Source organism: Streptomyces sp. ADI96-02, from assembly GCF_003846185.1.
Lineage (GTDB): Bacteria > Actinomycetota > Actinomycetes > Streptomycetales > Streptomycetaceae > Streptomyces.
Map to the genome: position 1 here is coordinate 6053434 of NZ_ML123034.1, position 25295 is coordinate 6078728.

The 25295-nt window shown below is 71.4% G+C and carries 25 protein-coding genes; 15 read left to right on the plus strand and 10 right to left on the minus strand.

Annotation, left to right across the window (positions count from 1 at the left end):
• Window positions 1-20 precede the first annotated feature (20 nt).
• The 3 genes from EES43_RS26475 to EES43_RS26485 form a co-directional block, all read right to left on the minus strand.
• Window positions 21-650, minus strand: a complete 630-nt coding sequence (locus tag EES43_RS26475; protein ID WP_206430126.1) for a DUF305 domain-containing protein — start codon at window positions 648-650, stop codon at window positions 21-23.
• A gap of 32 nt (window positions 651-682) precedes the next feature.
• Complete coding sequence (locus EES43_RS26480) at window positions 683-1333, minus strand: DUF3105 domain-containing protein (RefSeq protein ID WP_124271072.1); 651 nt, start codon at window positions 1331-1333, stop codon at window positions 683-685.
• A 155-nt stretch (window positions 1334-1488) separates the two neighbouring features.
• Window positions 1489-1926 (minus strand): hypothetical protein, encoded by a 438-nt coding sequence (locus EES43_RS26485; RefSeq protein WP_124271073.1) that lies wholly within the window; start codon window positions 1924-1926, stop codon window positions 1489-1491.
• 215 nt (window positions 1927-2141) lie between these two features.
• Here EES43_RS26485 and EES43_RS26495 point away from each other — a divergent pair, with 215 nt between their 5' ends.
• On the plus strand, window positions 2142-2648 hold the full coding sequence (locus tag EES43_RS26495) for a MarR family winged helix-turn-helix transcriptional regulator (RefSeq protein WP_124271075.1): 507 nt from the start codon (window positions 2142-2144) through the stop codon (window positions 2646-2648).
• A 20-nt stretch (window positions 2649-2668) separates the two neighbouring features.
• On the opposite strand, the gene EES43_RS26500 is transcribed toward EES43_RS26495, so the two are convergent.
• Window positions 2669-3433 carry an IclR family transcriptional regulator gene (locus EES43_RS26500; RefSeq protein ID WP_124271076.1) on the minus strand — a complete coding sequence of 255 codons (765 nt, stop codon included), beginning with the start codon at window positions 3431-3433 and terminating at the stop codon, window positions 2669-2671.
• A gap of 540 nt (window positions 3434-3973) precedes the next feature.
• On the opposite strand from EES43_RS26500, the gene EES43_RS26505 reads away from it, so the two are divergent.
• The 8 genes from EES43_RS26505 to EES43_RS26540 all read left to right on the plus strand — a co-directional run bounded on the left by EES43_RS26505 (window position 3974) and on the right by EES43_RS26540 (window position 12890).
• Window positions 3974-5614, plus strand: a complete 1641-nt coding sequence (locus EES43_RS26505; protein WP_124271077.1) for a sensor histidine kinase — start codon at window positions 3974-3976, stop codon at window positions 5612-5614.
• Complete coding sequence (locus EES43_RS26510) at window positions 5611-6018, plus strand: roadblock/LC7 domain-containing protein (RefSeq protein WP_006128841.1); 408 nt, start codon at window positions 5611-5613, stop codon at window positions 6016-6018. Before EES43_RS26505 ends, EES43_RS26510 begins: the two co-directional genes overlap by 4 nt.
• Window positions 6015-6386 (plus strand): DUF742 domain-containing protein, encoded by a 372-nt coding sequence (locus tag EES43_RS26515; protein ID WP_124271078.1) that lies wholly within the window; start codon window positions 6015-6017, stop codon window positions 6384-6386. Before EES43_RS26510 ends, EES43_RS26515 begins: the two co-directional genes overlap by 4 nt.
• On the plus strand, window positions 6367-6981 hold the full coding sequence (locus tag EES43_RS26520) for a GTP-binding protein (protein ID WP_124271079.1): 615 nt from the start codon (window positions 6367-6369) through the stop codon (window positions 6979-6981). The genes EES43_RS26515 and EES43_RS26520 overlap by 20 nt, the downstream gene beginning before the upstream one ends.
• 158 nt (window positions 6982-7139) lie before the next feature.
• Window positions 7140-8714: a cytochrome P450 gene (locus tag EES43_RS26525; protein ID WP_124271080.1), complete on the plus strand. Its 1575-nt coding sequence runs from the start codon at window positions 7140-7142 to the stop codon at window positions 8712-8714.
• A gap of 126 nt (window positions 8715-8840) precedes the next feature.
• Entirely contained in the window at window positions 8841-10187 is a 1347-nt protein-coding gene (locus tag EES43_RS26530; protein ID WP_124271081.1) for a 6-phospho-beta-glucosidase, read from the plus strand.
• Window positions 10188-10192: 5 nt separating this feature from the next.
• Entirely contained in the window at window positions 10193-10573 is a 381-nt protein-coding gene (locus EES43_RS26535; RefSeq protein ID WP_206430127.1) for a nuclear transport factor 2 family protein, read from the plus strand.
• Between the two features lie 535 nt (window positions 10574-11108).
• Complete coding sequence (locus tag EES43_RS26540; RefSeq protein WP_206430128.1) at window positions 11109-12890, plus strand: right-handed parallel beta-helix repeat-containing protein; 1782 nt, start codon at window positions 11109-11111, stop codon at window positions 12888-12890.
• Between the two features lie 28 nt (window positions 12891-12918).
• Here EES43_RS26540 and EES43_RS26545 read toward each other — a convergent pair whose 3' ends face one another.
• Complete coding sequence (locus EES43_RS26545) at window positions 12919-13356, minus strand: hypothetical protein (RefSeq protein ID WP_124271083.1); 438 nt, start codon at window positions 13354-13356, stop codon at window positions 12919-12921.
• Complete coding sequence (locus EES43_RS26550) at window positions 13350-13808, minus strand: ATP-binding protein (protein ID WP_124271084.1); 459 nt, start codon at window positions 13806-13808, stop codon at window positions 13350-13352. Before EES43_RS26550 ends, EES43_RS26545 begins: the two co-directional genes overlap by 7 nt.
• 207 nt (window positions 13809-14015) lie before the next feature.
• On the opposite strand from EES43_RS26550, the gene EES43_RS26555 reads away from it, so the two are divergent.
• The 3 genes from EES43_RS26555 (at window position 14016) to EES43_RS26565 (ending at window position 15663) form a co-directional block, all read left to right on the plus strand.
• Window positions 14016-14876, plus strand: coding sequence for a helix-turn-helix domain-containing protein (locus EES43_RS26555; RefSeq protein WP_124271085.1), 861 nt, complete (start codon window positions 14016-14018; stop codon window positions 14874-14876).
• Window positions 14876-15112 (plus strand): DUF397 domain-containing protein, encoded by a 237-nt coding sequence (locus tag EES43_RS26560; protein ID WP_018955330.1) that lies wholly within the window; start codon window positions 14876-14878, stop codon window positions 15110-15112. Before EES43_RS26555 ends, EES43_RS26560 begins: the two co-directional genes overlap by 1 nt.
• A 107-nt stretch (window positions 15113-15219) precedes the next feature.
• Complete coding sequence (locus EES43_RS26565) at window positions 15220-15663, plus strand: YchJ family protein (protein WP_124271086.1); 444 nt, start codon at window positions 15220-15222, stop codon at window positions 15661-15663.
• Window positions 15664-15720: 57 nt separating this feature from the next.
• Here the strand turns inward: EES43_RS26565 and EES43_RS26570 are convergent, their stop codons facing one another.
• The 4 genes from EES43_RS26570 to EES43_RS26585 all read right to left on the minus strand — a co-directional run bounded on the left by EES43_RS26570 (window position 15721) and on the right by EES43_RS26585 (window position 20584).
• Window positions 15721-17814, minus strand: coding sequence for an MDR family MFS transporter (locus tag EES43_RS26570; protein ID WP_124271087.1), 2094 nt, complete (start codon window positions 17812-17814; stop codon window positions 15721-15723).
• Between the two features lie 57 nt (window positions 17815-17871).
• On the minus strand, window positions 17872-18714 hold the full coding sequence (locus EES43_RS26575; protein ID WP_124271088.1) for an ATP-grasp domain-containing protein: 843 nt from the start codon (window positions 18712-18714) through the stop codon (window positions 17872-17874).
• A 187-nt stretch (window positions 18715-18901) separates the two neighbouring features.
• Window positions 18902-19165: a hypothetical protein gene (locus EES43_RS26580; protein WP_124271089.1), complete on the minus strand. Its 264-nt coding sequence runs from the start codon at window positions 19163-19165 to the stop codon at window positions 18902-18904.
• 204 nt (window positions 19166-19369) lie between these two features.
• A complete protein-coding gene (locus tag EES43_RS26585) occupies window positions 19370-20584 on the minus strand; it encodes a helix-turn-helix domain-containing protein (RefSeq protein ID WP_124271090.1) in 1215 nt (404 codons plus the stop codon).
• An 832-nt stretch (window positions 20585-21416) separates the two neighbouring features.
• Between EES43_RS26585 and EES43_RS26590 the strand changes: the two genes are divergently transcribed.
• The 3 genes from EES43_RS26590 to EES43_RS26600 all read left to right on the plus strand — a co-directional run bounded on the left by EES43_RS26590 (window position 21417) and on the right by EES43_RS26600 (window position 25173).
• Window positions 21417-22355, plus strand: coding sequence for a hypothetical protein (locus tag EES43_RS26590; protein WP_124271091.1), 939 nt, complete (start codon window positions 21417-21419; stop codon window positions 22353-22355).
• A gap of 347 nt (window positions 22356-22702) precedes the next feature.
• The gene (locus tag EES43_RS26595) at window positions 22703-23365 is read left to right on the plus strand and encodes a hypothetical protein (RefSeq protein ID WP_124271092.1); all 663 of its coding nucleotides are present in this window, start codon (window positions 22703-22705) and stop codon (window positions 23363-23365) included.
• Between the two features lie 302 nt (window positions 23366-23667).
• Window positions 23668-25173, plus strand: coding sequence for a DUF6801 domain-containing protein (locus EES43_RS26600; protein WP_124271093.1), 1506 nt, complete (start codon window positions 23668-23670; stop codon window positions 25171-25173).
• Window positions 25174-25295: the final 122 nt, after the last annotated feature.

Genomic DNA, 25295 nt, shown 5'->3' on the forward strand with positions numbered 1-25295 from the left:
TCGACGCCGCGGTCAGACCGTCACGGCTTCGCGCCGCGGGCCTTCAGCAGATCCGCCATGAGCCCGATCTCGGACTGCTGGCCGCGGACCATGCCCGTCGCCAGGTTCCTGATCACGTCCGTCCGCGCCGAGTCGACCGCCGCCCGGGCCATGTCCACGCCCGCGCGGTGGTGCACGGTCATCAGCCGCAGGAACAGCACTTCGGCCTCGCGGCCCTCGGCGGCCTCCAGCTCCGCCAGTTCCGCGTCACTGGCCATGCCCGGCATCAGCGAACCGTCGCCGCTCGGGGTGACGGCGTGCCCCATCCACTCCATGGGCGCTCCGGCCGAGCTCTTCGGCAGCCCCCACATCTCCAGCCAGCCCAGCATCATGCCGCGCTGGTTGGCCTGCGTGTTGATGATGTCGTAGGCCAGCCGGCGAACGTCCTCGTCGTCGGTGCGCTCCCGCACGATGAACGACATCTCGACCGCCTGCTGGTGGTGGATCGCCATGTCCCGGGCGAATCCGGCGTCCGTCGAGTCGTCGGCCGGAGCGGACCGCGCCGCTCCGCCGGCCGAGGACCCGGACGGCGAGGCCGCCGAGGGACGTACCACCATCAGCACCACGAGCCCCAGCGCCAGCACCAGCACGGCGGCGCCCGCGAACACCATCCGGCGAGGGGACCCGAGGCGTGCCGCGGCGCTCACGCGCCGAGCCCGCCGGTGCAGGCGGCTCCCGGCTCGGGCGTCTGCGCGCCCTGCACGTACTTGGTGAAGAACTGCGCGACGCGTTCGTCCGAGGCGCTCTTCACCGTGACCTGCTTGCCCCACGCGCTCAGCATCAGCGGGTCCTTCTGGTCGGCGACCGGGCTCATGAAGGAGTACGGGGTGGACTCCACGCGCTTGGTGAGGGCCTTCACGTCGGCGTCGGAGGCCTTGTCGTTGTAGGTGACCCAGACGGCGCCGTGCTCCAGGGAGTGGACGGCGTTCTCCTTCTGTATCTCCTTCGTGTAGACGTCCGCGTTGCAGTTCATCCAGACCTGGTTGTGGTCGCCGCCGACCGGCGGGGTCATCGGGTAATTGACCGGCGTCGCGACGTGTTCCTGCGTGAGCTTGTCCCAGCTGCGCTCGCCGGTGACGGGGGAGGTCTTGGCCTGCTCCTCCGCCTTCTCCTGCTCGTTCGCCTGGGCCATCAGGTAGCCGCCGCCGGCCACCAGCGAGGCGACCACGGCCACGGAGGCGCTGATCGTGATGATGCGGACGCGGCGCTCGCGGGCCCGCTCCTTGCGGCGGGCCTCCTCCAGCTTGGCGCGTCGCGCGGTGGCCTGGGCGCTCTGGTTCTTGGCGGAAGCCATGAAGGGTCCTCGTCGTTCAACGGATGCGTGCGGGAGAGGCACGCATGGGGAAGGAAGATCGGACATGCGGACACCGCTTCCGGCGCGTCCGGCGCCGGGGTGCGGGGTCGGCGGGACACCCTCCGGGGAGTCTCCCGGGGAGTGTCGGAAAATCCCTAGATCCGTTGGACCTGAAGACGCAGATGATCGACGCAGCGGACGCCGTCGTGGGCGGGACCGCGGATGGCGGTCGCTCCGGTGAGCGGCGCGGCGGGCGCCAGGGCCACGGGGGAGGGGAGCGCCACGGGCGCGGTCGGCACCGGAAGCACGACGGCCGCCGCGTGGTTCGAACCGCCGTGGCACGACGTTCCCAGGCCGCGTTCGGCCGGAGCCGCCGTGGCGACGTGCTCGACCGCCGCCTGCGGCGTCGGCGTCATCGCGCGGACCTGAGCGGGGCCCTGGCCGCCCGCCGCGACCGGCACGGACGCGGCCGGGCCACCGACCGCGCAGCAGAGGAACACGGCCAGCAGGAGGAAGACCCAGCCGAGCGGGGCGGGCACGCCGGAGCGGCACCGCTGCCGGTACGTCCGCGCACTCACGCTCACCGTGGTCATCGCCCGTCATCGTAGTAGATATATGAAGATTCAAAGAATATGGGTCAGCAGGTCCGCGGGACAGTGTGCCCGAGCAACCCCGCGGTCGAACAGGGGCCCCGCGGCCGATTCCCCGCGCCGGAGCGTCTCGCGGCCGAACGGTCCGGACGCCGTACGCTCGCCGCGACAGCACAACGCGCGGGCCGCCGGGCCCGCGCACAGGAGAACGGAGCGGAGTGACCGACGACATCGTTGCCTCGGTGGTCCGGCAGTGGCAGGCCGTCCACCCCGAGCTCGACACCGGGCCGATAGAGCTGATCGGCCGGATCAACCGCTGCGCCGCACTGCTCCAGCAGGCGGAGGACGCCCCGCTGCGCTCCGCCGGACTCACCCGCGCCGAGTTCGACCTGCTCGGCGCCGTACGCCGCACCGACCGCGAGCTGACCCCCGGAGAGCTGGCCCGCGAGACCTTCTCCTCCGGCGCCGCCGTCACCAAGCGGCTGCGCGCCCTCCAGGAGCGCGGACTGGTCGACCGCAGGGGCGACGAGCGCGACCGCAGGGTCGCCCACGTCCGCCTCACCGACGCGGGCCGCGACCTGGTCGACGGACTGCTGCCCCGCCAACTGGCGTACGAGCGTTCGGTGCTGTCCGGGCTCTCCGAGCGCACTCGGTCCCAACTGAGCGAGCTCCTGAGCGAGTTGCTGATCCAGCTGGAGGGGCGCATCGGCGGGGCCCGCCGCTGAACGGACCGGCGTGCGCGGGCTCAGGCCGGACGCGCGGGCCTCAGCAGCGCTGCCGATCCGCGCAGCCGCTCCGCCCGCTCGGCCAGCGCCGCGTCGTCGGACCGGTCCGCCGGAGCCGCCGCCACCAGGGCGAGCCGGTCGCGCCAGCTCGATCCGGCCAGGGGGACGGCGACGGTGGTCATGCCGGGGACCGACTCGCCCCGGCTGACCGCGTGACCGGTGCGCCGGATCGCGGCCAGCTCCTCCAGGAGGGCGGTCCGCGAGGTCAGCGTGTGCGGGGTGAGCGGCTCCAGTTCCTCGTACGGATAGAGCGCGCAGACCTGCTCGGCCGTCATCCGGGAGAGCAGCAGCTTGCCGTCGGAGCCCGCGTGGGCCGGGCCGGTCCGCCCCAGCTCCAGCGTCACGCGTACCGGATGGGACGACTCGCGGCCGTCCGTGACGACGACCTGGTCGCCGATGAGCGCCGAACTGTGCACCGTCTCGCCGGTCCGCCCCGCCGCGTGCTCCAGCACCGGCCCCAGCCGGTCGCGTGCCGCCCTGCCGAACCCGGCGGGACGGCCGAGCCGCACCAACTCGGGCCCGGCCGCGTAGCCGCGCCCCGACCCGTCCCGGATGGCGAACCCTCTGCCCTCCAGGGTGCTGAGCACCCGGTGCGCGGTGGACCGCCCCACCGACAGCAGCTCCGCCGCCTCCGTGACGGTGAGGGTGTCGTGCGTGAGGAACAGCCGCATCGCGCGCAGTCCCGTGTCCAGCGACGCGATCGTGTAATCACCTGCCGTAGCCATCCGCGCCCGCTCTCCCTCGTCTCGCGGTGTGCCTGAGGGGGCCATGATCCCCTCTTCCGGCCCGGCCGCGGCGGGCGGTCGTGCCCTTCGTCGCGCGTGTTCGCCCGCGCGTCAGCACGGCGTCCGCCCGGGCCACCCGGCCGGAGGTCAGGAATCTGCTCCTTTCGATCCGGTTCGATCGTGTGTGCCTCTGTCCTGGAGAGCGGTACGAACTGCCCGCCGAATAAGGCTCTATGGGCGATTCATCCCGTTAGCGGCACGTTTTCCTGTCCCGACGGCCGGTACGCCGCCGTTGCGCGGGAGGCGATTCCCGTCCTTGGTCACTCCCCGCGTACGCTTCGGAGCGCTGAGTGCGAAAACTGGTGAGTGTATTCCTCTCCGGAGCCTCCCGCAGGGGGTTGGGTGAATATGCCGAAGCACTGTTCTGATCTGGCTAAGCTCACGCGCAGTGAAGACGAGTTGAGATGAAATCGAGCACTTGTTCCTGAGTCTCCGCTCACGTGTGTATAGATCCCGGAATCAACCGCCAGAGGGTTTTAGATGGTCCGTGTTGAATCACCGCCGACCGACAGAGAAGTCCCCGTCGTCCGCGCAGTCCTGCCGCCCGTGGCCCTGGTTGCCGGCGCCACCGCCGCCGGCGTGGCCCTGATGGTCCCGGCCGCGCGGATACCAGTCGCCGTGTGCGGCGCGATCACCACGCTCGTGGTCGCCGCACTCACCGTGGCGCTGCACCGCCGCCGACGCGCCGCGCGCGTCCAGCGCGCCGAGTACGAACAGCGGATCGCCTATCTGGAACACCGGATCCTCTCGCACGACGCGGAGACCGTCCGGCTGACCAAGGAGGTCATGCCGGCCGCCATCAGGCGTCTGCGGGTGGGCAACTCACCCGAGGAGGTCATGCGCGACATCGTCGACGCGGACGTGGCCAACCGGCACCTGCCCAAGGCGCTGCGCGAGCAGATCTACCAGGTCCTCGAAGTCATCGACAACGAGGAGGCGAGGCGCGACTCCGCCCAGCGCGCGTTCGTCAGCGTCGCCCGTCGCGTTCAGGCGATCGTGCACCGCCAGGCGAGTGAACTGCGCGAGATGGAGGACCACTACGGGCGCAACCCGGAGGTCTTCGACGACCTCCTGCGCATCGACCACGGCACCGCGCTGATCGGCCGCCTCGCCGACTCCATCGCGGTCCTCGGCGGCGCCCGCCCCAGCCGCCAGTGGCCCAAGCCCGTACCGCTGTTCAGCGTCCTGCGCGGCGCGATGTCCCGCATCCTGGAGTACCAGCGCGTCGACCTGCACTCGATCGCGAAGATCGCCATCGTGGGCACCTCGGTCGAACCGCTCATCCACGCCTGCGCCGAACTCCTCGACAACGCGACCCGCTACTCGCCGCCCCAGACCCGGGTGCACGTCACCGCGGTCGAGGTGCAGACCGGCATCGCCATCGAGATCGAGGACGGCGGCGTCAGCCTCAGCGAGGAGGCCCGCGCCCGCGCCGAGAACATGCTCGCGCAGGCCCAGGCCGGCATCAACATGAACGACCTCGGCGAGTCCCCGCGGCTCGGCATGGCCGTGGTCGGCCGGCTCTCGCGGATGTACCAGCTCCAGGTGTCGCTGCGTCAGTCGGCGTACGGCGGCGTCCGCGCCGTCCTCATCGTGCCGCGCGAGATGATCACCACCGGGCCCGCCCCGGGCATCGCCCACGGCATCGGCGCCACCTCGCGGCCGACCAGCTCGCTGGACATGTCCCAGCTCCAGCACGTCGTCCCGCCGCCCGGCAAGCGCAGGCCGAAGCCCGCCGCCACCGGTCCGGTCCCCTCCCTCGCGATGCCGGCCACCGGCGCGGCCTCCGGCGCCGCCACGCGTCCGGCCGTCCCCGCGGCGCCCCTGGAGGACGAGGTTCCCGTGGTGACCGAGTGGACCGAGAACGGGCTGCCCCAGCGCCGCAGCCGCGGGCGCGCCCCGCTCGGCTCGCACAACCTGCCGCAGCAGCCCCCGCCGGCCACCGCCCCGCTCAACGGGTCGGCCCCGCGCGGGGAGGCGGCCCAGGGCGGCCGGAGCGGCGAGGAGAAGCCTCCCGGCCTCTGGCTGGAGGCCTTCACCAAGGCCGTCAACGGCGTACCGCAGGAACCGAAGCACGGCGAAGACTCCGATGACGCGTGGGACAAGGGAGACCAGAAGTGATCCAGCAGCGGGGAAACATGGACTGGATGCTCAAGGAACTGGCCGACGACGTGCCGAGCATCCACCAGATCGTGGTGCTCTCCTCGGACGGGCTGCGCATCGCGATGCACGGCGGCGACCCCGACGTCGCCGACCGGCTCGCGGCGGCCTGCGCGGGGCTGCAGAGCCTGGCCGCGGCGGTGGCGACCGAAATCCCCTACAGCGACGGCCTGATGAAGCTCGTCGTGATCGAGGTGACCGGCGGGTTCTTCTACCTGATGGCGGCCGGCACCGGCGCGTACCTGGCCGTCCTGGCGGGCGAGACCGTCGACGCCGGGCTGGTCGGCGCCAGGATGCGGGACATGGTCGTGCGGATCGGGGCCCATCTGACCAGTCCGCCCCGCCACGGCGGGCAGTCCGGATGACCGGTCCCCAACGAGAACGCCGCAAGGCCGATCCGGCGCTGAACGATCCGGAACGGCTGTACGTGATCACCGGTGATCTCGACGGCAGCGAACGGGCTGCGCTCGACCTGGTCACCATGGTCGTCGCGCAGGCCGAGCCCTCGCCGACGTTCCAGCCCGAGCAGGCCGCGATCCTGCGGCTCTGCCAGGCGCCGTTGTCCGTCGCCGAGATCTCCGCCTACCTGAGCCTGCCGTTCAGCGTGGTCACCTCACTCCTGAGCGATCTCCTCGCGACCGAACTCATCGAATCCCGTGCGCCGATCGTCCGCGCGACTCTTCCCGACAGGTCCCTTCTCGAAGCGGTGATGCATGGACTTCAGAAGCTCTGACACGATCACCGGACCCCGCAGCGAGGACGTCCTTCCCACCACGGCGACCGCCGCGGTGAAGGTCGTGATCGTCGGAGGGTTCGGGGTCGGCAAGACGACCATGGTCGGCTCGGTCAGCGAGATCCGGCCACTGACCACCGAAGAGACCATGACCCAGGCCGGCGTCGGCGTGGACGACAACGTCGGGGTGGAGTCCAAGACCGCCACCACCGTCGCCATGGACTTCGGACGGATCAGCCTCAGCGAGGAGCTGATCCTCTACCTGTTCGGCACCCCCGGCCAGGAACGCTTCTGGTTCCTGTGGAACGGCCTCTTCGAGGGGGCCCTGGGCGCCGTCGTCCTCATCGACACCCGGCGCCTGGAGGTCAGCTTCGACGTCATCGGCCGGCTGGAGGAGCGCGGCGTGCCGTTCGTGGTCGCCGTCAACACGTTCCCCGACGCACCGCACCACCCGGTCGAGGCCCTGCGCAGAGCCCTCGACCTGCCGGACGAGGTGCCGATGATCGACTGCGACGCCCGGCTGCGGGCCTCCAGCCGCGATGTGCTGATGACCCTGATGCGCTATCTGCACGATCTGGCCGTCCCGTTCGCCTGACCCGCCGGCCGCCCCTCGGCGCCGGGCCACCCGGCCCGGCGCCGGGGGGCCTGCGCCACGTCCCGGCGCACGCCCCCGGAGCGCGTCCCGACGCACGCACTTCGCCACCGGCCCGCCACGCGTGCCCGCCACCCGGAATCCCGATACCTGGAGCCCTTGTGACAACCCCCTTCCACCACGAACCCGGCGCCGTGCCGCCTCCCCAGTGCCCGGCCCACAACCTCGGCGTCGGCCCCGGAGGACTGCGCCGCCTCTACGGCCCCGAGGCTGAGAACGACCCGGCCGGCCTCTACGACAAACTCCGCGCCGAACACGGCACCGTCGCCCCGGTCCTGCTCCACGGCGATGTGCCCGCCTGGCTCGTCCTCGGCCACAGCGAGAACCTCCACCTCACCCGTACGCCCTCCCAGTTCTCCCGCGACTCGCGGCGCTGGCGGGCCCTCCAGGACGGCAGCGTCGCCCCGGACCACCCACTGGCGCCGATCTTCACCTGGCAGCCCGTCTGCGTGTTCGCCGACGGGGCCACCCACGAACGCCAGCGCGGCGCGGTCACCGACAGCATGGAGCGCATCGACACCCGGGGCGTGCGCCGCCACATCAACCGCTTCAGCAACCGCCTCGTCAACGACTTCTGCCAGAAGGGCACCGCCGACCTCGTCGGCAGCTTCGCCGAGCACCTTCCGATGATGGTGATGTGCGCGATCTTCGGGATGCCCGAGGAGTACGACGACCGGCTGGTCGAGGCCGCCCGCGACATGACCCGCGGCACCGAGACCGCCGTCGCCAGCAACGCCCACATCGTCTCCGTGCTGACGCGCCTGGTCGAACGCCGGCGCGACGAGTCCGCACCGGACTTCGCCACCTGGCTCGTGGAGCACCCCGCGTCCCTGACCGACGTCGAGGTCGTCGAGCACCTGCGGCTGATCCTCATCGCCGCCTACGAGTCGACCGCCAACCTCATCGCCAACGTGCTGCGCATGGTCCTCACCGACCCGCGCTTCCGCGCCCGGCTCAGCGGCGGCCACATGACCGTGCCCGAGGCGGTGGAGCAGACCCTCTGGGACGAGCCGCCGTTCACCGCCGTCTTCGGCCGCTGGGCCGTGGGCGACACCGAGCTCGGCGGCCAGCCGATCAAGGCCGGCGACGCCCTGCTCGTCGGGATCGCCCCGGCCAACACCGACCCCACCGTGCGCCCCGACCTCACCGCCAACATGGAGGGCAACCGCGCCCACCTCGCCTTCAGCGGCGGCCCGCACGAATGCCCCGGCCAGGACATCGGGCGCGCCATCGCCGACGTCGGCGTCGACGCCCTCCTGATGCGCCTGCCCGGCCTGGAGCTGGCCGTCGCCGAGAGCGAACTGCGCTGGGTCGGCAACATCATGTCGCGCCACCTGGTCGAACTCCCGGTGAAGTTCGCGCCCAGCCCGCAGCAGGAGCTGGACAGTGATCCGCTGTCGGTGATGGCCCGCGCCGCCCGCCCGGCCACGGAGTGGGAGGTCTCCTCCCCGTCCGGGCCGGCGCCCGCTCCGGCCTCCGCTGAGCCCGGCGTCATTCCGCCCGCGCATCTTCCCGACGAGGTCCCGGAGCCGTATCCGCCGGTCGCCGTCCCGGAACCCGCGAGTGAGGTCCCGGCCCCGACGGCGGCGGCCATCCCGCAGCAGCAGCAGCAGCGGCGGCGGCCCGCCCCGGCCCGTCTCTGGCAGGCGGTCTCCCGCTGGTGGAACGGCCACTGAGCGGCCACTGAGCGGCCACTGAGCGGCTGTTCGACCGGCGACCCGGGACCCCGCCCGGTCCCGGGCCGCGCCGCCCCCGGCCCGGCGCACCGCCCCGCCGCACCCGTGCCCGTACCATCGAGCAGCGTGAAGCTGACAATTCTCGGCGGCGGCGGATTCCGGGTGCCTCTCGTGTACGGGGCCCTGCTCGGCGATCACGCCGAGGGCCGCGTCTCGCGGGTGACGCTGTACGACACCGACGCCGACCGGCTCACCGCCGTCGCCCGGGTCCTCGACGAGCAGGCGCGGGGGATCGCGGACGCCCCGGCCGTCGTCGCCACCACCGAGCTCGACGAAGCGCTGCGGGGGGCCGACTTCGTCTTCTCCGCGATCCGTGTCGGCGGCCTCGCCGGACGCGCCGCCGACGAGCGCGTCGCCCTCGACCTCGGCGTACTGGGCCAGGAGACGGTGGGCGCGGGAGGCATCGCGTACGGACTGCGCACCGTCCCCGTCGCCGTCGACCTGGCCCGGCGCATCGCCCGGCTCGCGCCGCACGCCTGGGTCATCAACTTCACCAACCCGGCGGGCCTGGTCACCGAGGCCATGTCCCGGCACCTGGGCGACCGGGTCATCGGCATCTGCGACTCGCCCGTCGGTCTCGGCCGGCGCATCGCCCGCGTCCTGGGAGCCGACCCCGAGCGGGCGTGGATCGACTACGCCGGACTCAACCACCTCGGCTGGGTCCGCGGCCTGTACGTCGACGGGCGCGACGAACTGCCCCGGCTGCTCGCTGATCCCGCACTGCTCGGCTCCTTCGAGGAGGGCCGCCTCTTCGGCCCGGACCTGCTGCGGTCGCTCGGCGCGATCCCCAACGAGTACCTGCACTACTACTACTTCAACCGGGAAGCGGTCCGCGCCTATCAGGACGCCGAACAGACCCGGGGCGCGTTCCTGCGCGACCAGCAGGAGGGCTTCTACGCCCGCATGCGGGAGCCCGGCACGCCCGCCCTGCGCACCTGGGACCGCACCCGCGCCGAGCGTGAGGCCACGTACATGGCGGAGAACCGGGACGTCGCGGGGGCCGGCGAGCGCGAGGAGAGCGATCTGGAGTCGGGCGGATACGAGCAGGTCGCCCTCGCCCTGATGCGGGCCGTGGCCCGCAACGAGCGGACCACGCTGATCCTCAACGTCCGCAACCGCACGACGCTCGCCTCCCTGGACGCCGAAGCCGTCGTCGAAGTGCCCTGCCTGGTCGACGCCAACGGGGCGCATCCGGTGGCCGCCGCGCCTCTGCCGTACCACGCCGTCGGGCTCGTCACCGCGGTGAAGGCCGTGGAGCGCGCGGTCCTCGACGCGGCGGAGAGCGGGTCCCGCGCGGCGGCCGTCCAGGCGTTCGCGCTCCATCCGCTGGTCGACTCCGCGGCGGTGGCGCGCAGTCTGGTCGAGGGATACGTGGCGGCGCATCCGGGCCTGGCCTACCTCGACCGGCGTTAGGAGGCGTGTCGTCCCCCCATCCGCACTACGAGCTGATCGCGCTCAGGCACAGCGCCGACGCGGTGATCGTGGAGTTCTGGCTGCGGGGCGCCCACCGCGGCATGCTCGGAAAGATCCCGCCGACCGGGTCGAGCCACCGCACCCGCGTGACGGCGTACTTCGTCTTCGACGGGAGCGAGCATCTGGTCACCGAGCGCGTCTACTCCGACCGGCTCACCGTCCTCAGGCAACTGCTGGCGGGCCTCGACCGGCGCAAGCCCGCCGGACTGCTCAAGCTCGCCCGCGTCCTTCGCGGCGCGCTCTCCGAGGCCGGGGCGAAGCCCGATCCCCGGCTGCTGACCACCGCCGAGCCGGACCTCGGCCCGCGGGTCGTCGACCAGGACTGAGGCACGTGTGAAGGTTCACCGCCCCGACCGCGCCACCGTGCGCCCCGGGCTGCCCGCTGCCCGTTTGCCCGCTGCCCGCCGGCCGAAAACGATCACCTGAGGTGAGTGGTCCGGGATGCCGGAGCCGTGGCTCGGCCGCGGTATTCGTGCGCCGCCCGCAGGAGCGGCCCGCGGTCCCTCCTGCCGGCCGCCCCGGTCGTCCTTCGCTCAGCGGCCCGTCATATCCGCAGAACAGGGGACACATCGGACTCAGGGATGTGCTGAAGAGGCCCACGACTTCTTGACCCCGCATGAGATGTCCTTCGTAAGGGCTGTGTTGTCCGATATGCGGAGGCGAACCGCCTGAAGAGCGAATGTGTCGTATTGAGGAATACCGGTCCGGATAAATCGGACGCGTTTTCGGCGCTCCCGTCGAAGGTCCGGGGCGGCGGGCCGCGAACTCAGGGCGCTTGCCGCTGTGCGTCGGCAAGCCGCATCTCCCTATGATCGGTCCCCGCTGTCCCGGAAACGTTTCGGGAAGAGGTAGGGGAATTTCATGAAGCGCACGTTTCGCCGGGGGAACCACGCTGCCACTCACCGGAAGCGCGTGCTCATGGTGGGCACCGCCTCGGCCCTGTTGTTCGCGGGCGCGGCGGCGGGAGTCGCTCCCGCGATCACCGAAGGCGAATCGGGGCAGGAGAGCATCGAGGCGCAGATCGAGCGCGCCGTCGCGGCCGGAACGCGGGAAGTCACCATCACGCCCGGTGTGTACCGCCGAAGCTCGACCCTCGATCTCGGCAAGCTCGACGACTTCACCGTCAACGCGAGCGGTGTGACGATCATTCAGACGAGGCTCGTGCAGGCGCTCGCCACCGGGAACGCGAGCGACCTCACGGTCAAGGGCCTCACCATCGACTACGATCCGCTGCCGTTCACACAGGGCCGGGTCACCGCTGTCGCACCGGACGGCAAGAGCTGGATGGACGTGCAGATCTCGCGCGGATACTCGCGCCGGGACGTGCTTCCGGACCGGGTGACGGTGTTCGACCCCGAGAGCCGGCTGCCGAAGTCGCAGACGCTCGGCGCGAGGGTCTCCTGGCAGAACCAGGCAGACGGTATCGCCCGTTCCAGCAGCGCCCACGCGGCGCGTGTCGGCGACATAGTGACCTTCGCCGGCGGGGCGGAGGCCGGCGCGAGCTTCGGCATCACCGCGGGAGGCACGAACACCGTGTTCCGCGACGTGAAGCTCCACGCCGCTCCCGGCATGGGGTTCATGAGCTCCGGCGGTGAGGGCAACATGCGCCTGGACGGATTCCAGCTCGTGCCCGGGCCGCCGCCGCCCGGTGGAACCGAGAAGCCCATCCTCAGCTCGACCTGGGACGGCATCCAGTTCCAGTCGGTCAAGAAGGGGCCGACCGTGGAGAACTCCACGGTGGTCAACGCCGGCGACGACTCGATGAGCATCCAGGGCATCGGTACCGTCAACGTCGTCAAGACCGACGGCACGACCGCCTGGGTGGCCTTCGCCGACCGCTACCGCATGGGGAAGAAGGGGGACCGCCTCCAGCGTTTCGCCGGCGGGCCGACCGCGACCATCACCTCCCTCGCCCGGGAGACCGACACCGCCGTCACCCGGCTCGCCGGCAAGAGGGCGGATTACACCTACAAGGTCACCCTCGACCGTACGTCCCCGTGGAAGGCCGGGGAGGTCGTGACCGACATCGACCGGATGGGCAACGACTTCGTCTTCCGGAACAACCGCGTCGACAGCTCCGGCCGGGGCTTCCTGCTCAAGGCGCGGAACGGGTCCATCGAGAACAACCGGATACGCGGCGCGAACGCGATCTCCGTCTCGACCGAACTGGCGTCGAACTCGCACGCCAACGCGGGCGGAAAGCTGGTCATCAAGGGCAACACCTTCACCAGCGCCCTGTGGTCGGGCGGCGGGCTCTGGAACTCCTGCCAGGTCGGTGCCGTCACGTTCGAGGGGGAGGGGGCGAGCGAGCGGCCGTTCCCCGACGTCACCATCGAGGAGAACGTGTTCCAGGACATCCGGGGGCTCAATCTGAACATCAGCGAGCTCCGGAACGGGACCGTGCGGAACAACTCGTTCCGAAGCCCTCAGACGGCGGGCTACTCCGCCACGACGAACCGGTGCGGCATTCCGAAGACGTCCGTCGTGCACGTACGCGAGTCCGACGGGGTCGCCTTCACCGGCAACACCGTCGACCGGATCGGCCCGCTGGGCAAGCAGGCGGTCACCGTCGACGAGAAGTCGGTCTCGGGCGTGACCGGCCTGCCGCAGGGCGTACGCGTAGGGAACACGCCGCCCCGGTAGGCGCGAGCCGGCCCGGCCGCCGCCCGGCTCAGGGCGTGGAGACGACGCTCGTGCGGCCGGGCGCGGCCCAGCTCGGAGCCACCCCCGTCACCTGGCAGACCATGAGGAAGAGCGGGATGGGCGGGGTGTACGGGGTCAGGCCCTCGGGTGCGTGGATCAGCCGCGGCCGGGCGGCGGGCACGTCGGCGCCCGGCGCGTAGACCACCTGCTCCGGCCAGTCCAGGTCCAGGTCGGAGCCGGCGGGCACGATCCACCACCAGGAGTCGGCGTCGGCGAAGACGCAACCGGTGCGCGGCAGATGCGACATGAGGCGGAAACCGTGCCGGGCGGGCACGCCCACGGCGTCGCATCCCAGGCTCGCCGACATCGAGGGCGGCAGAGCCAGCCGCACCCGGTCCGTCCTGCCCTCCACGGACGACTCCGGCCGGTGTGCTCCGCGCAGCCGGGACAAGGCGTTCCTCAGCATGGCAGCTCCGTGCCGTGGGCCAGCTCCGCCCACACGATGCGGCCGGAGGCGTCCGAGGCGTCGCGCGACCCCCAGGCACCGCTCAACGCGTCGACGAGCAGCAGGCCCCGGCCGTGCTCGTCGTCGCCGGCGCTCCGCATGCGCGGTCCGCCCGGCTGGTGGCCCTGGTCCTGCACGGCTATCCGCAGTCTCCCGGCGAGATGGCGCAGCTCGCAGACCACCCGGGTGCTCGCTGTGTGCACGATCGCGTTGGTGACCAGCTCGGAGACGACGAGGAGCGCCGCTTCGCAGGTGTCGCCGTCCAGCTTCCACGTGCGGAGGCGGGCGCGGGTGAGCTGTCGTGCGCCCGCCACCGACTCCGGGTGCGCGGGCAGCGCGAAGCAGTACCGGAGGGCCTCCGTCCCGGGGCTGAGGTCCATGAGACGGGGGATGAGCGCACTGCCAGGTGCCACGACCGATTCCTCACAGTGGGGGCTGCGTCACGCTTCGTTCCCCTGTCCGGAGGAGCAGTCATGACCGAGCGAACTGGTTCGGAAACCAACTCTCCCTCTGACTCGGACACTTGGCAAGGGGCACTCTGAAATTTTCAGAGTGGCCGTGTCGCGGTCGGGGGCGCGCATGGCACACTGCTCGCAAAACCGCGCATGGGGAGGTCTGAAGTGAGCGAACCACGGTCCGCCCCGACCGTGGGCCAGGTCGTTCTCGGCAAACGCCTGCAGGACCTGCGGGAACGTGCCGGCCTGACCCGTGATCAGGCGGCCAAGGTGCTCAGGGTCGCCCCCGCGACGATACGCAGGATGGAGACGGCCGAGGTCGCGCTGAAGATCCCCTACGTCCAGCTGCTGCTCAAGGCGTACGGCGTCGCCGACCAGGAGGCCGAGGCCTTCGTCGACCTCGCCGAGGAGGCGAACAAGCCCGGCTGGTGGCAGCGCTACCACGACGTCCTGCCCGACTGGTTCAGCATGTACGTGAGCCTGGAGGGCGCCGCGAGCCTGCTGCGCATGTACGAACCGCACTTCGTCCCCGGCCTGCTCCAGACCGAGGAGTACGCGCGCTCGGTGATGCGCACCGGAGCCGTCGGCCAGACCCGGCCCGAGGACATCGAGCGCCACGTCGCCCTGCGCATGCAGCGCCAGTCGCTGCTCGCCCGTGAGGACGCGCCGAAGCTGTGGGTGGTCATGGACGAGACCGTCCTGCGGCGCCCCGTGGGCAGCGCGCAGGCGATGCGCGGGCAGATCGACAAGCTGCTCGAAGCGACCGAGCTTCCCCATGTCACCGTGCAGATCGCGGAGTTCTCGACGGGACACCACCCGGGCACCTACGGCCCGTTCGTCCTCTTCCGGTTCGCCGTGCCCGAACTGCCCGACATGGTCTACAGCGAGTACCTGACCGGCGCCGTCTACTTCGACGCCCGCCCGGAGGTGGCCTCCTACCTCGAGGTCATGGACCGCATGGCGGCTCAGGCCGCGACTGCACAACGCACGAAGGAAATCCTCCGGGACTTCCGCAAGGAGCTGTGATGAACCACATATACAACGGCATGCCGGCCGGCGACCTCGGCTCCGAAGGCTGGTACAAGCCGTGGAGCGGGGGGAACGGCGGCAACTGCGTCGAGGCCATGAAGCTCGCGGACGGCAGGGTGGCGGTACGCCAGTCCGCCGACCCCGACGGCCCGGCGCTCATCTACTCCAACGGCGAGATCGCCGCGTTCATCCAGGGCGCCAAGGCCGGGCAGGCGGATTTCCTCCTCACCTGACGCCCACCCCGACCGTCCTGACCTGTCCGAACGCCGAAGGGCCGGGCCCCTCCGGCGTACCGGGGCGGCCGTCGCCCGGCTCCGCCGCCCGGCGTCACAATGGAGCCATGTCACGACGCACCCCCCGGTCCCGGCAGCCCGCCGCCCCGCAGGCACTCCGTATCACCGCCGCCTCGCCCTGCCCCTGCGGCCTCGACGCCGCCTACGGCGACTGCTGCGGTCGTCTGCACTCCGGCAGCGCCGCCGCCCCGACCTGCGAGGCGCTGATGCGCTCCCGCTACACGGCCTTCGCCGTCCGGGACGCGGCCTACCTGCTGCGCACCTGGCATCCCGATACCCGGCCGCCGGCCGTCGACTTCGACCCGGCGACGCGGTGGACGGGGCTGGACATCCTGGACACCACCGACGGCAGCGCCTTCCACAGCGCGGGGACCGTCACCTTCCGCGCCCACTACACGGACGGCGGGAGGCCGGACTCGCTGTACGAGCAGAGCCGCTTCGTCCGCCACGAGGGCGCGTGGGTCTACACGGCGGCCGCCTTCGCCGACTGACCACGGGCCGGGCGCGGCGCCCGCGCGGCCCGCGGCCGTCTCCGTGGGCAGCCCGGCTCAGACCGCCGTTCCCGCCCGCGGCGAGCCGGCCGGGTCCGGCGCGGGGGACAGCTCCTGGGCCAGGTCCTCCGCCAGCAACCGCTTGGCGATCACGTCCACCGCGGACCGCAGCCGGGCGTCGTCGGGCCGGGCGCCGTCCTCGGCCAGCCGCTCGTTCAGCCAGCGGCCCCAGGCGCGGGAGATCGTCGACGCCTCCCGGCGGCCCGCCGCCGTGTGCGAGAAGAGGCGGCCGTCCCCGCTCAGATAGCCCTCCTCGATCATCCGGTCGAAGACGGGCACCAGCACCTCCGGTGGAACGCGGTGCCGGGCCGCGATCAGCCCGAGGCCCGCGTGGCCGACCATCCGGGTGAACAGGTCGACCTGCATCACCGCCCACGCTCCGGCCGGGTCCAGCCGCGTGTCGGACTCGGCCGCGATCCGGCGGGCGGTGTCCGGACCGGCCCCGAGCAGGATCTTGGCCACCGCGAACTCCAGGAGCCGCGCGGAGTCCCCGCTGCCGGGCTGGGCGAAGCCCTCGCCCATGTCGGTGGACCCGAGGCGGGCGGAGTCCCGCAGCTTCACCTCCTTGAGGAACAGCGCGACGACGAAGCCGATCAGCGCCACCGGAACCGTCCACAGGAACACGGTGTGCAGCGTGTCCGCGTACGCCTGGGCCAGTGGCTCCGACTGGGCCGACGGCAGGGCGTGCAGCGCCTGCGGGCTCTGCGAGGCCCTGCCCACCGCCGCCGGGCCGCCGCCGGCCGCGACCGCCCGCGCGACGCCCTCGGAGAGGTTCGGCGTCAGCGCGTTGGAGTAGATCGTGCCGAACACCGCCGTGCCGAAGGCGCTGCCGAGCGTACGGAAGAACGTCACGCCCGACGTGGCCGTGCCCAGGTCCGCGTAGTCGACGGTGTTCTGCACGGCGATCGTCAGCACCTGCATGGACAGACCGATCCCGAGGCCCAGCACCACCATGTACAGCGACTCCAGCCACACCCCGCTGCCCGGGCCCGTCCGCGACAGCAGGAACAGGCCGGCGGACATGACCAGGGTGCCGACGATGGGGAAGATCCGGTAGCGGCCCGTCCTGCTCACCACGTTGCCGCTGAAGATCGAGGCGACCAGCAGCCCGGCCACCAGCGGCAGGGTCCGCACGCCCGAGACCGTGGCCGAGACCCCGTCCACGTACTGGAGGTAGGTCGGCAGGAAGATCATCGAGCCGAGCATGGCGAAGCCGACGATGAAGCTGAGGATCGAGCAGACGGTGAACACCGGATTGCCGAACAGCCGCATCGGCAGCATCGGCTCCTTCGCCCGCGTCTCCACCAGGCAGAACAGCACCAGCGCGACCACGCCGGCGATGAACAGCCCGATGATGACCGGCGATCTCCAGGAGTACTCGTTGCCGCCCCAACTCGTCGCGAGGATCAGCCCGCTCGCCCCGATCGCCACCAGCGCGATGCCCGTGTAGTCGATGACCGGGCGCGCCGCCGCCCGCACGGAGGGGATGTTGCGGGCGGCGGCGATCACCACCGCGATCGCGATCGGCACGTTGACGTAGAACGCCCAGCGCCAGGTCAGATGGTCGGTGAACAGCCCGCCGAGCAGCGGCCCGATCACCGTGGAGATCCCGAAGACCGCGCCGATCGCCCCCTGGTACTTGCCGCGCTCGCGCAGCGGGATCACATCCGCGATCAGCGCCATCGACGTCACGATGAGGCCGCCGGCGCCGATGCCCTGCGTCGCCCGCCAGATGATCAGCAGCAGCATGTCCGAGGCGAGACCGCACAGGAACGACCCCGTGATGAAGACGATCGCCGAGACCTGGAAGACCCGCTTCCGGCCGAACAGGTCGCCGAACTTGCCGACCAGGACCGTCGCCACCGTCTCCGCGAGCAGATAGGCGGTGACCACCCACGACATGTGGGAGGCGCCCCCGAGGTCCGAGACGATCGTCGGCAGAGCCGTGCCCACGATCGTCTGGTCCAGCGCCGCCAGCAGCATGCCGAGCACGATCGTCGCGAAGATGATATTGCGCCGCCGCCGGTCGAGGACGGGCGGCGGCGCGGCGGCACCCTGCGCGGCGGGGGTGCTCTCGCTGGCAGTGGTCACCTTCGCACCCTCACACCGGCCCGTGGCCCCCGCATGCGGGGGAAGGCCGGACGGGGGTCAGCGCACCAGGGCCGTCATCGACCGCTTGAGCCGCGCCACGAAGTCCTCGCGCACCCCGTCGTCCACCAGGTCGAGCGAGAGATACGGATTGAGGTCCTCCAGTTCGACGAGGAGCAGGGCGCCGTCGCGCGTCCGGCAGGCGTCGACCCGCTGGATGCCGTGCGCGAGAGTGTTCCACGCGATGAAGCGCCGCGCGAACTCCAGGTCCCGGTCGTCGGCCCGGTACGGCTCCAGCGCCCACCGCCGCGCGGGGTCCGGGGCGTGCAGGGCGTACTGGAAGTCGTCGTCGATGAAGTAGAAGGACACCTCGTGGCGGAAGTCGATCCGCGGCTGGAGGAGGAGGGAGCCGTCCGGGGCCGGCTCCAGCGCGTCCGGCCCGACGAACCGCAGCCCGACGGAGTCCGCCCCGAGCTTCGGCTTGACCACGTACTCGGCCGCCTTGGGCAGCAGGTCCAGATCGGCCTCCCGGTCCACGGTCGGTATCACCGGGAAGCCCGCCCGGCTCAGCTCCACCAGGTACTGCTTGCCCGCCATGTCGCCCCGCCCGTCCAGCGGGTTGTACACCGGCGTCCCCAGCAGGCGGGCGCGGGCGCGGAAGGCGTCGTGGGCCTCCCGGTAGTGCAGGACGGGTCCGCTGTTGCGGATCAGCGCCAGGTCGAAGCCGTCCAGGAGCGCCGCCGCGTCGCGGGGATGGCAGAGCGCCACGTCGAACTCCTCGCGGAGCCGGGAGCTGAGGTAGACGTCCTCGTCGCCGTAGCGCCGCCCGCGCGCCGGGTAGGCGAGGTCGGTGACGAACAGGACGGAGGTCCGGCGGGCGGCGGTTCCGGGCGCGGCGGTCACGTGGTCTCCCGGGGGTGAGGCTGGAGCCAAAGGATCGCGGCCCCGACGTCCTCAGCGGGCGGTCCGGGAGATCGACCGTACGGCAGGAACGAAGCATAAGCCCAGCTCAAGCGGCATTCAACCCCTCTCGCAGACGTGATTGCGCGCGAGGGCGGGCGGAGGGGAGGGGCGTCTCGTCGCGGCGCGGTCAGAAGGGCGATCCGGGCAGGACGGCCAGCCGCGGGTGGTGCGCGGCCAGGACCTTGTTGGCGCGGGCCAACTCGGACAGGGCCTGCTCGCGGTCGGCCTGGTCCTCCATGCCGAGGCGCGGGCCGCGGAACCTGCGGACCTCGCGGGCCGCGCAGTCGGCGTCGAACTCCGCCTGGAGGATGTGCGGCGGGATGCACGAGCCGATCAGCGCGGCGACCCGGTCCGGGATCGGTACGGGAACGAGGAGGTGCGAGGCGGTCATGGGGGTCTTCCCTCTCGGACGGTCGGCAAGGAGGCGGTGCTCGGGTGCTGCCGCCGCCGGACGGCGGCAGGCTCCTCCCTGTGTACGGGACGCGCTTCCGGGTTTCTCGTCGGATACGTCTCCGTGTCGCAACCGTTTGGGACTGATCGTCTATTTCGCCTTACGCGGCGGTAAGTTGACCTTCCGCGCCGGACATGATCCGGATCAGGAGGGCGAGTCGGCCGACCGGGAACGCAAGCGCAGCGCGCGCAGCACGGCCTCCGTCGCGAAACGGCTCTCCGGCACGACGAGTTGATCGCCGAAGATGCTCTCCAGGCTGCGCATGCGGTAGCGCACGGTCTGCGGGTGCACATCGAGAAGTTCGCCCATCTGGGCCGCCGTTCCCCGGGTGTCGAGCCAGATCCGCAGCGTCTCGATCAGCCGGTTGCGGCGGGTCGCGCTGATCCCCGCCACCGCGGCCAGCTCCCGCTGGGCGAGTTGGTCGAGCAGAGCGGGATCGGAGAGCAGCCACAGCGTGGTGAGGTGGTCCTCGCAGCGGATCAGCGGAGCGTCGTCGATCACGCCCGCGTCGACGAGTTCGAGTACGCGGCGCGCCCAGCGGATCGAGTCGCAGGCCAGGGCGGTGGGCACGGTCAGGCCGATCGCCGCGCGGGTGGCGGGCAGCGCCTGCTCCAGCATGGATCTCCGGGCCTCGTCCAGGGGCCCGGGGACGAGTAAGTGCGGTTGCGGGTCGCTGAGATCGACGAGGAGGTCGCGGTCCGCGTTGTGCCGGTCCAGCCCGGCCGGGGCCCGTACGGCGATGAGGGTGACCTCGTCGGGCAGCGACCAGCCGGTCTGCTCGCAGAGGTCGGCGATGGCGCTGCGCGGGGCGGGGCGGCCGGCGAGGATGAGGTGGAGGAGGCGCCGGCGCAGTGCCTCGCTCTGCTCTCCGGACTGCGACTGCACCTCCAGGAAGCCTTCGCGGGACAGTGATTCCAGCTCGTCCACGTAGGCGAAGAGCGCGTCGGCGAAGCTCAGCATCAGCGTGGGGGAGAGGTGGTAGCTCTGTCCCACCTTCTTGGCCCGCCGCAGTGCCACCCGCGCGCCCAGCCGGTAGGCCCCCTGAAGGGTGTCCATGCTCCGGCCCTCGTACGCCTCGAACCGTCCGAAGCGCCGGCACATGTCGTCGCGGAGGGTGGTGGAAGCGGAGGGCTCGGCCACCAGGTCGACGAAGGAGGAAAGGCTCTGCTCCACACCCACCCGGAGGGCCTGGCCGTTCGGACCGTCGAGCAGCCGGGCGTATTCCGGATAGGCCCGGGTCACCTCGACGCCGATTTCCTTGATGAGGCTGGGCAGTTCGGGCCGCATGATCGCGGCGAATTCCTGGGGGAGGGGCCCCAGAGGGTCTTCGGTATCCAACGGCTGTATGAGATGTGCCATGACGTGTCCCCTTGCTCTCGGCGCCCGGGTGGTGGGGTGAGGCGGTGGGGGGAAAGCGCTCCCACGAACCGACAAGTGCGTACCAGAGGGTCGTCCCGCCAGGGATTGCGGGACGACCCTGAGTCCGCGACGAAGATAGACCAAGGAAACGGGACTGCACACCACTTGGGCAAGATCCGAGTGCGAGGGGCGGGCGGCGTGGCCGGGGCGTGGTACTTCCGTGCAGGTCGGACGGTACTGCGCACTTTCGGACAATGAATTTCGGCCGCGCGCTCCGGAGGTGACAACAAAGGCGCGCCACGGGCCGGGATCGGCCATCCGTGAACCGCGCCTTCCCCGGGGAGGCGCGGACGCAACCGTCTCACCACGGGGAACAGGGGCAACGCCGACCGGTCGGCAGGCATTTCCGGCCGCTTGGCCGATTCGATCACCTTCGGCGGTACGGAACGGGGCGACGGCCCCGGTGGCGTCCGTCGAGGGAGCCCGCGGGTGTCCTCCGGGGCGGGGTTCCGGCCGCCGGGAGGTATTCCGGGCCCTCCGGATGCGCATTCCTTGATAAAGAGATCGCGTCCCGGTACTCATTTCCGGATCAAAAACGGTGGTCCGCAAAAGATCTTAGGCGGACGGATTGTGTCGCCCTGTTTCCCGCGAGTAACATCACGCCTCGATCAATTCGGACACGAAATCTGCCCGAAATTTGATGCTCCTCCGCTCCCGGTCCGTTCGGGGCTCCATCACCGCCGGCGCTCGCCGTCGCGGTACGGCCATGCGTCGCAGAACCGTTCGACTTCGTGCACGAGGCCGCGCCACGGCGGCCGACAGAGGGGACGACATGAGATCCGCTTCCAATCGAACCCGCGTAGGGCTGCTCGCGGCGTTCACGGCGTTCGGCGCCGTGTTCTCCACCGGCTCGGCCGCCGCCGCCACCCAGCTCAACGGCGACTGGGCGCCGTTCGACCGCTGCCCGGTCGACGCGCCCGCCATGCTCGCGGCGGACGGCGTCAACGACATCGCCACCTGCATCTCCTCGGCGTCGCTCACCGGCTCGATCACCCTCGGCAAGAGCAAGGTCCCCACCGGCGACAGCGATCTCCAACTCGGCGTCATCCAGCACGGTGACGGCTCGCCCGCCTCCCTGGTGGCACCGCCCGAGGGCGCGCTCGTCGCCGACCCGGCCGACATCCCCGGCGGCCTGCTCGGACTCATGTGCCCCTCCGGCATCCCCGTCGTCTCCGGCATCTGCCGCCAGTTGACGGACAGCACGCTCAACCGGGTGACCGCCACCATCGAACCCGCGGGCGCGCCCCGGGACTTCAACATGGTCGCCGCCTTCTCCACCGGTGAGCCCATTCTCACGATTCCGGTGCGCATCCACCTCAAGAACCCGCTCCTCGGCGACAAGTGCTACATCGGCACCACCGCCAACCCGGTGCTCCTGAAGCCGCAGAACGTGACCGCCCCGACCCTCTCGCTCCAGCGGTTCGCGGCCGACGGGACGCGCGACGAAGAGGCCGGCGAGATGGGCCGCTACACCTTCGACGGCGCGGACCAGGGCGACGCGGCGTTCGCCGTGCCCGGCGCCAGCGGCTGCGGCGCGGGACTCCTGGACTGGGCGGTGAACCTCAAGACCGGGCTGCCGTCCGCCTCCGGTAAGAACAGCGTGACGCTCAACGACACCTCGACGTACTTCGGCAGCCCCTACGACCCGGCCGGCCTCGCGCCGAACGAGGGCCGGAAGCTGTCGCAGTTCTGGCACTCCGCGGTGCGCTGAGAATTGTCTCAGATATCCGCCGGAGAAGCCCATGGAGGAAAGAAGGTGATAAGGAATTCCTGGTGGACACCCTTCCCCCGGACTTCCTGTGAGAGTAATGTACTGCCCGGTAGGTGCGATATCCCGGATCGGCGCGAATCCTCATCCTGTCAGTGAGCGGAAATGCGTGACCCAGGCAGTCCCGAAATGAGCCGCCTTTCGGGCGCTCGACAGTGGCGAGGCCCCGGCAATCCGCCCTCGAATCATCAGCGGAAACGCCTTCTCCAGTCCAGTTCGAATCGTGGCCTCCGCTTCGCGGCGCCCACGTCCAGTCGAATCCCCAGCGGGACAGAAAAGGGAGTAACCCCATGATCAAGCGAACCGGTGTCCTGACCGCGATCGGCGCAGCCGTGGCCGCCGTCGCCCTCGCCGTGCCGTCGGCCGTCGCCGCGCCGACCAGCTGGACCGTCAGCCCGACCGGCCCCTTCACCGGCAGCGCCGGCGTGACCGTCCTGACGGACAACAACGGCAACAAGATCCAGTGCGCCACGTCCGCGGCGTCCGGAACGCTTCCCACCTCCCCGGTGGCGGGCAGCCCGGCCCAGCTCGCGTCCATCTCGGCGATCTCGTTCAACTCGCCGTGCACCGGCCCGTTCAGCTCCACGTGGTCGGTGACCACGACCACCACGCCCGCGTGGCAGCTCTGGGGGCTGGACTACACGGCCGGCGCCGGGAGCAACTCCGCCGGCCTGGTGACCGGCGAGATCCGGGCGATCAAGGCGAAGGTCTCGGGCAGCAGCATCCTCGGCCCCTGCACCTTCGACGTCTCCGGCAAGGTCGCCGCCAAGTACAACAACCCGACCTCCGGCGGCGCGAACGGCACGCTGGACACCAACGGCGGCGGTCTCACCCTGACCATCTCCAACAAGGTCGGCGGCGGTTGCGGCATCGTCGGGGCCACCGCGAGCTTCGCGGGCCTCTACACCATCAAGAACACCGCCACGAACAAGTCGCCGGTCATCAGCGGCTGATCGCCGACCGGTGACGACCCGTACGTGAACGCGGTGCCCGGCCGTGCCTCTTCGGCGGCCGGGCACCCGTCGTTCCACTCACCCGCCGACAAGGGCGCGGGGCCGCCTTGTCATCACGTGCCAAGGAACCGGCGCCGCCGGACCGATCGACATCCCGGCTCTTCCCAGCCGCCGACGGTGTGCGTAGCGTACCCGTCGGTAGGGACCGTCCGGAGTCCGCCCGAAAGGCCGTTGCCGGGAAGTGGCCCCCTTACGCAGCCATCGCACCGATGGGCCAGCGCGCGCCGGAAGGACACATCCGCATGACCGTCGATGCACGCGCCGCCGCGAGACGACGACCGCTCCACCTGGCGCTCGGCGGGGCGCTCGTGGTCGCCACCGCACTCGTTCCGAGCGCCGAATCCGCCGCGGCCGGGCAGGTCTTTGACGTCACCCTCCCCTACACCTGCCAACTCCCCTCCGGGGCTGAGGAGGTGGGCGTCGAGATCTCGGCCGCGCTGCCCGTCGCGGCCTCCACGGGCGAGGAGATCCAGCCCGACGACGTCGTGGTCGAGGTGACTCTGCCGCCCTCCGCGCTCACCCAGTTCACCGCCCTGGAGGCGGCCACGCTGTCGGCCGTCGCGGAGCTGACCGTCCGCAACACCATCGGCGAGCAGAGCGCCGACGCCTCCTGGCAACGGCTCACCGCCCCCGAGACGGCGCTGCCGGCAGAAGGCCCGGTGGTGCTCACCGCCACCGGGGAGGTGCCCACGGTCGCGTTCGGCGCATCCGGCCGCGCGACGATCGCCCCGGCCGCGCTCGCCCTCACCCTCTCCCCCCGTAAGGCCGACGGTGAACCGACCACGCCCGCCGAACTGGCCGTCACCTGCGAGCCGGTGGACGGCGAGCAGGCCGAACTGGCCCGCATCGCGGTGCGCGACGTTGCCGGTCCGGCCGCCCCCGGCCCGGACGAGAAGCCGCCCGCGCCCGGCGAGGACGGTGCGGAGCCGCCCGCCCCGCACCGGCCGGGCCCCGGCCTCTCCTCGAACGTCCGGGAGCGGATCGACGCGCTCACCGAACGCAAGCTCAAGGCCCTGGACGGCGACGATCCCGGAAGCTGCCCCATCGAGATCCCGCCCGAGTGGGTGATGACGACCGCCGAGACCTACGCGGCGGGCTTCGCCAACGCCTCCAAGCTGGACGGCGCGGCGGCCCTGGGACCGGCGTTCATGAAAGTCGTCCTGAACAAGCGCTACATCAACGACTCCTGCGCCTCGACCGTCGACGTCACCTCCGAGGTGCAGTTCGAGTACCAGGGACGTCGCCAACTGCCGCCGACCAAGGCCACGTTCCTGACCTACGGCTTCATGCCGACGACGGCCACGATGGTGCTGGAGCAGGTGGGGCCGCCGGCCGCGGTGCAGACCCACACGGTCACCAACACGCCCTCCTATCCGGAGGAGACGACGGTCACCGCCCAGCTCTCCATGCGCCTGTACGACGTCGAGGTCAACGGCGTCCCGCTGGACGTGGGGCCCGACTGCCGTACCGAGCGCCCTTTCGAGCAGGTCCTGCGGGGCTACGGCCAGAGCTATCCGCCGGCCGGCTACCTGGTGGCGTACGGCGGCACCCTGACGGGTTACGCGCACATTCCGCCGTTCCGGGGATGCGGAGTGGACGAGGACCTGGATCCGCTGTTCACGTCGGCGATCTCCAGCCCCGGCAAGAAGGCCGACAACTACACGAAGATGACGCAGGCGCCGCTGTGCGTGGCGACCAACCCGGAGGGCCCGGACTGCCCGCCGCGCAAGCCCAAGCCCGAGCGGTGACCCGCCCGCCGGCCCCCTGACCGGCCCGCCCCGTCGCGCACGGCGCGCGACCGGGCCCGTCCACGCATCAGCAGCCCTTCCGGCGCACCCGACCGGAAGGGCTGCTCGGCGTGGCGGGGGGG

What these genes read in the sequence shown, in the direction of transcription:
- EES43_RS26475 (WP_206430126.1), bottom strand. Translation starts at nt 650, where the DNA reads ATGGTGTTCGCGGGCGCCGCCGTGCTGGTGCTGGCGCTGGGGCTCGTG.
- EES43_RS26480 (WP_124271072.1), bottom strand. Translation starts at nt 1,333, where the DNA reads ATGGCTTCCGCCAAGAACCAGAGCGCCCAGGCCACCGCGCGACGCGCC.
- EES43_RS26485 (WP_124271073.1), bottom strand. Translation starts at nt 1,926, where the DNA reads ATGACCACGGTGAGCGTGAGTGCGCGGACGTACCGGCAGCGGTGCCGC.
- EES43_RS26500 (WP_124271076.1), bottom strand. Translation starts at nt 3,433, where the DNA reads ATGGCTACGGCAGGTGATTACACGATCGCGTCGCTGGACACGGGACTG.
- EES43_RS26505 (WP_124271077.1), top strand. Translation starts at nt 3,974, where the DNA reads ATGGTCCGTGTTGAATCACCGCCGACCGACAGAGAAGTCCCCGTCGTC.
- EES43_RS26515 (WP_124271078.1), top strand. Translation starts at nt 6,015, where the DNA reads ATGACCGGTCCCCAACGAGAACGCCGCAAGGCCGATCCGGCGCTGAAC.
- EES43_RS26520 (WP_124271079.1), top strand. Translation starts at nt 6,367, where the DNA reads ATGGACTTCAGAAGCTCTGACACGATCACCGGACCCCGCAGCGAGGAC.
- EES43_RS26540 (WP_206430128.1), top strand. Translation starts at nt 11,109, where the DNA reads ATGAAGCGCACGTTTCGCCGGGGGAACCACGCTGCCACTCACCGGAAG.
- EES43_RS26545 (WP_124271083.1), bottom strand. Translation starts at nt 13,356, where the DNA reads ATGCTGAGGAACGCCTTGTCCCGGCTGCGCGGAGCACACCGGCCGGAG.
- EES43_RS26560 (WP_018955330.1), top strand. Translation starts at nt 14,876, where the DNA reads ATGAACCACATATACAACGGCATGCCGGCCGGCGACCTCGGCTCCGAA.
- EES43_RS26565 (WP_124271086.1), top strand. Translation starts at nt 15,220, where the DNA reads ATGTCACGACGCACCCCCCGGTCCCGGCAGCCCGCCGCCCCGCAGGCA.
- EES43_RS26580 (WP_124271089.1), bottom strand. Translation starts at nt 19,165, where the DNA reads ATGACCGCCTCGCACCTCCTCGTTCCCGTACCGATCCCGGACCGGGTC.
- EES43_RS26585 (WP_124271090.1), bottom strand. Translation starts at nt 20,584, where the DNA reads ATGGCACATCTCATACAGCCGTTGGATACCGAAGACCCTCTGGGGCCC.
- EES43_RS26590 (WP_124271091.1), top strand. Translation starts at nt 21,417, where the DNA reads ATGAGATCCGCTTCCAATCGAACCCGCGTAGGGCTGCTCGCGGCGTTC.
- EES43_RS26595 (WP_124271092.1), top strand. Translation starts at nt 22,703, where the DNA reads ATGATCAAGCGAACCGGTGTCCTGACCGCGATCGGCGCAGCCGTGGCC.
- EES43_RS26600 (WP_124271093.1), top strand. Translation starts at nt 23,668, where the DNA reads ATGACCGTCGATGCACGCGCCGCCGCGAGACGACGACCGCTCCACCTG.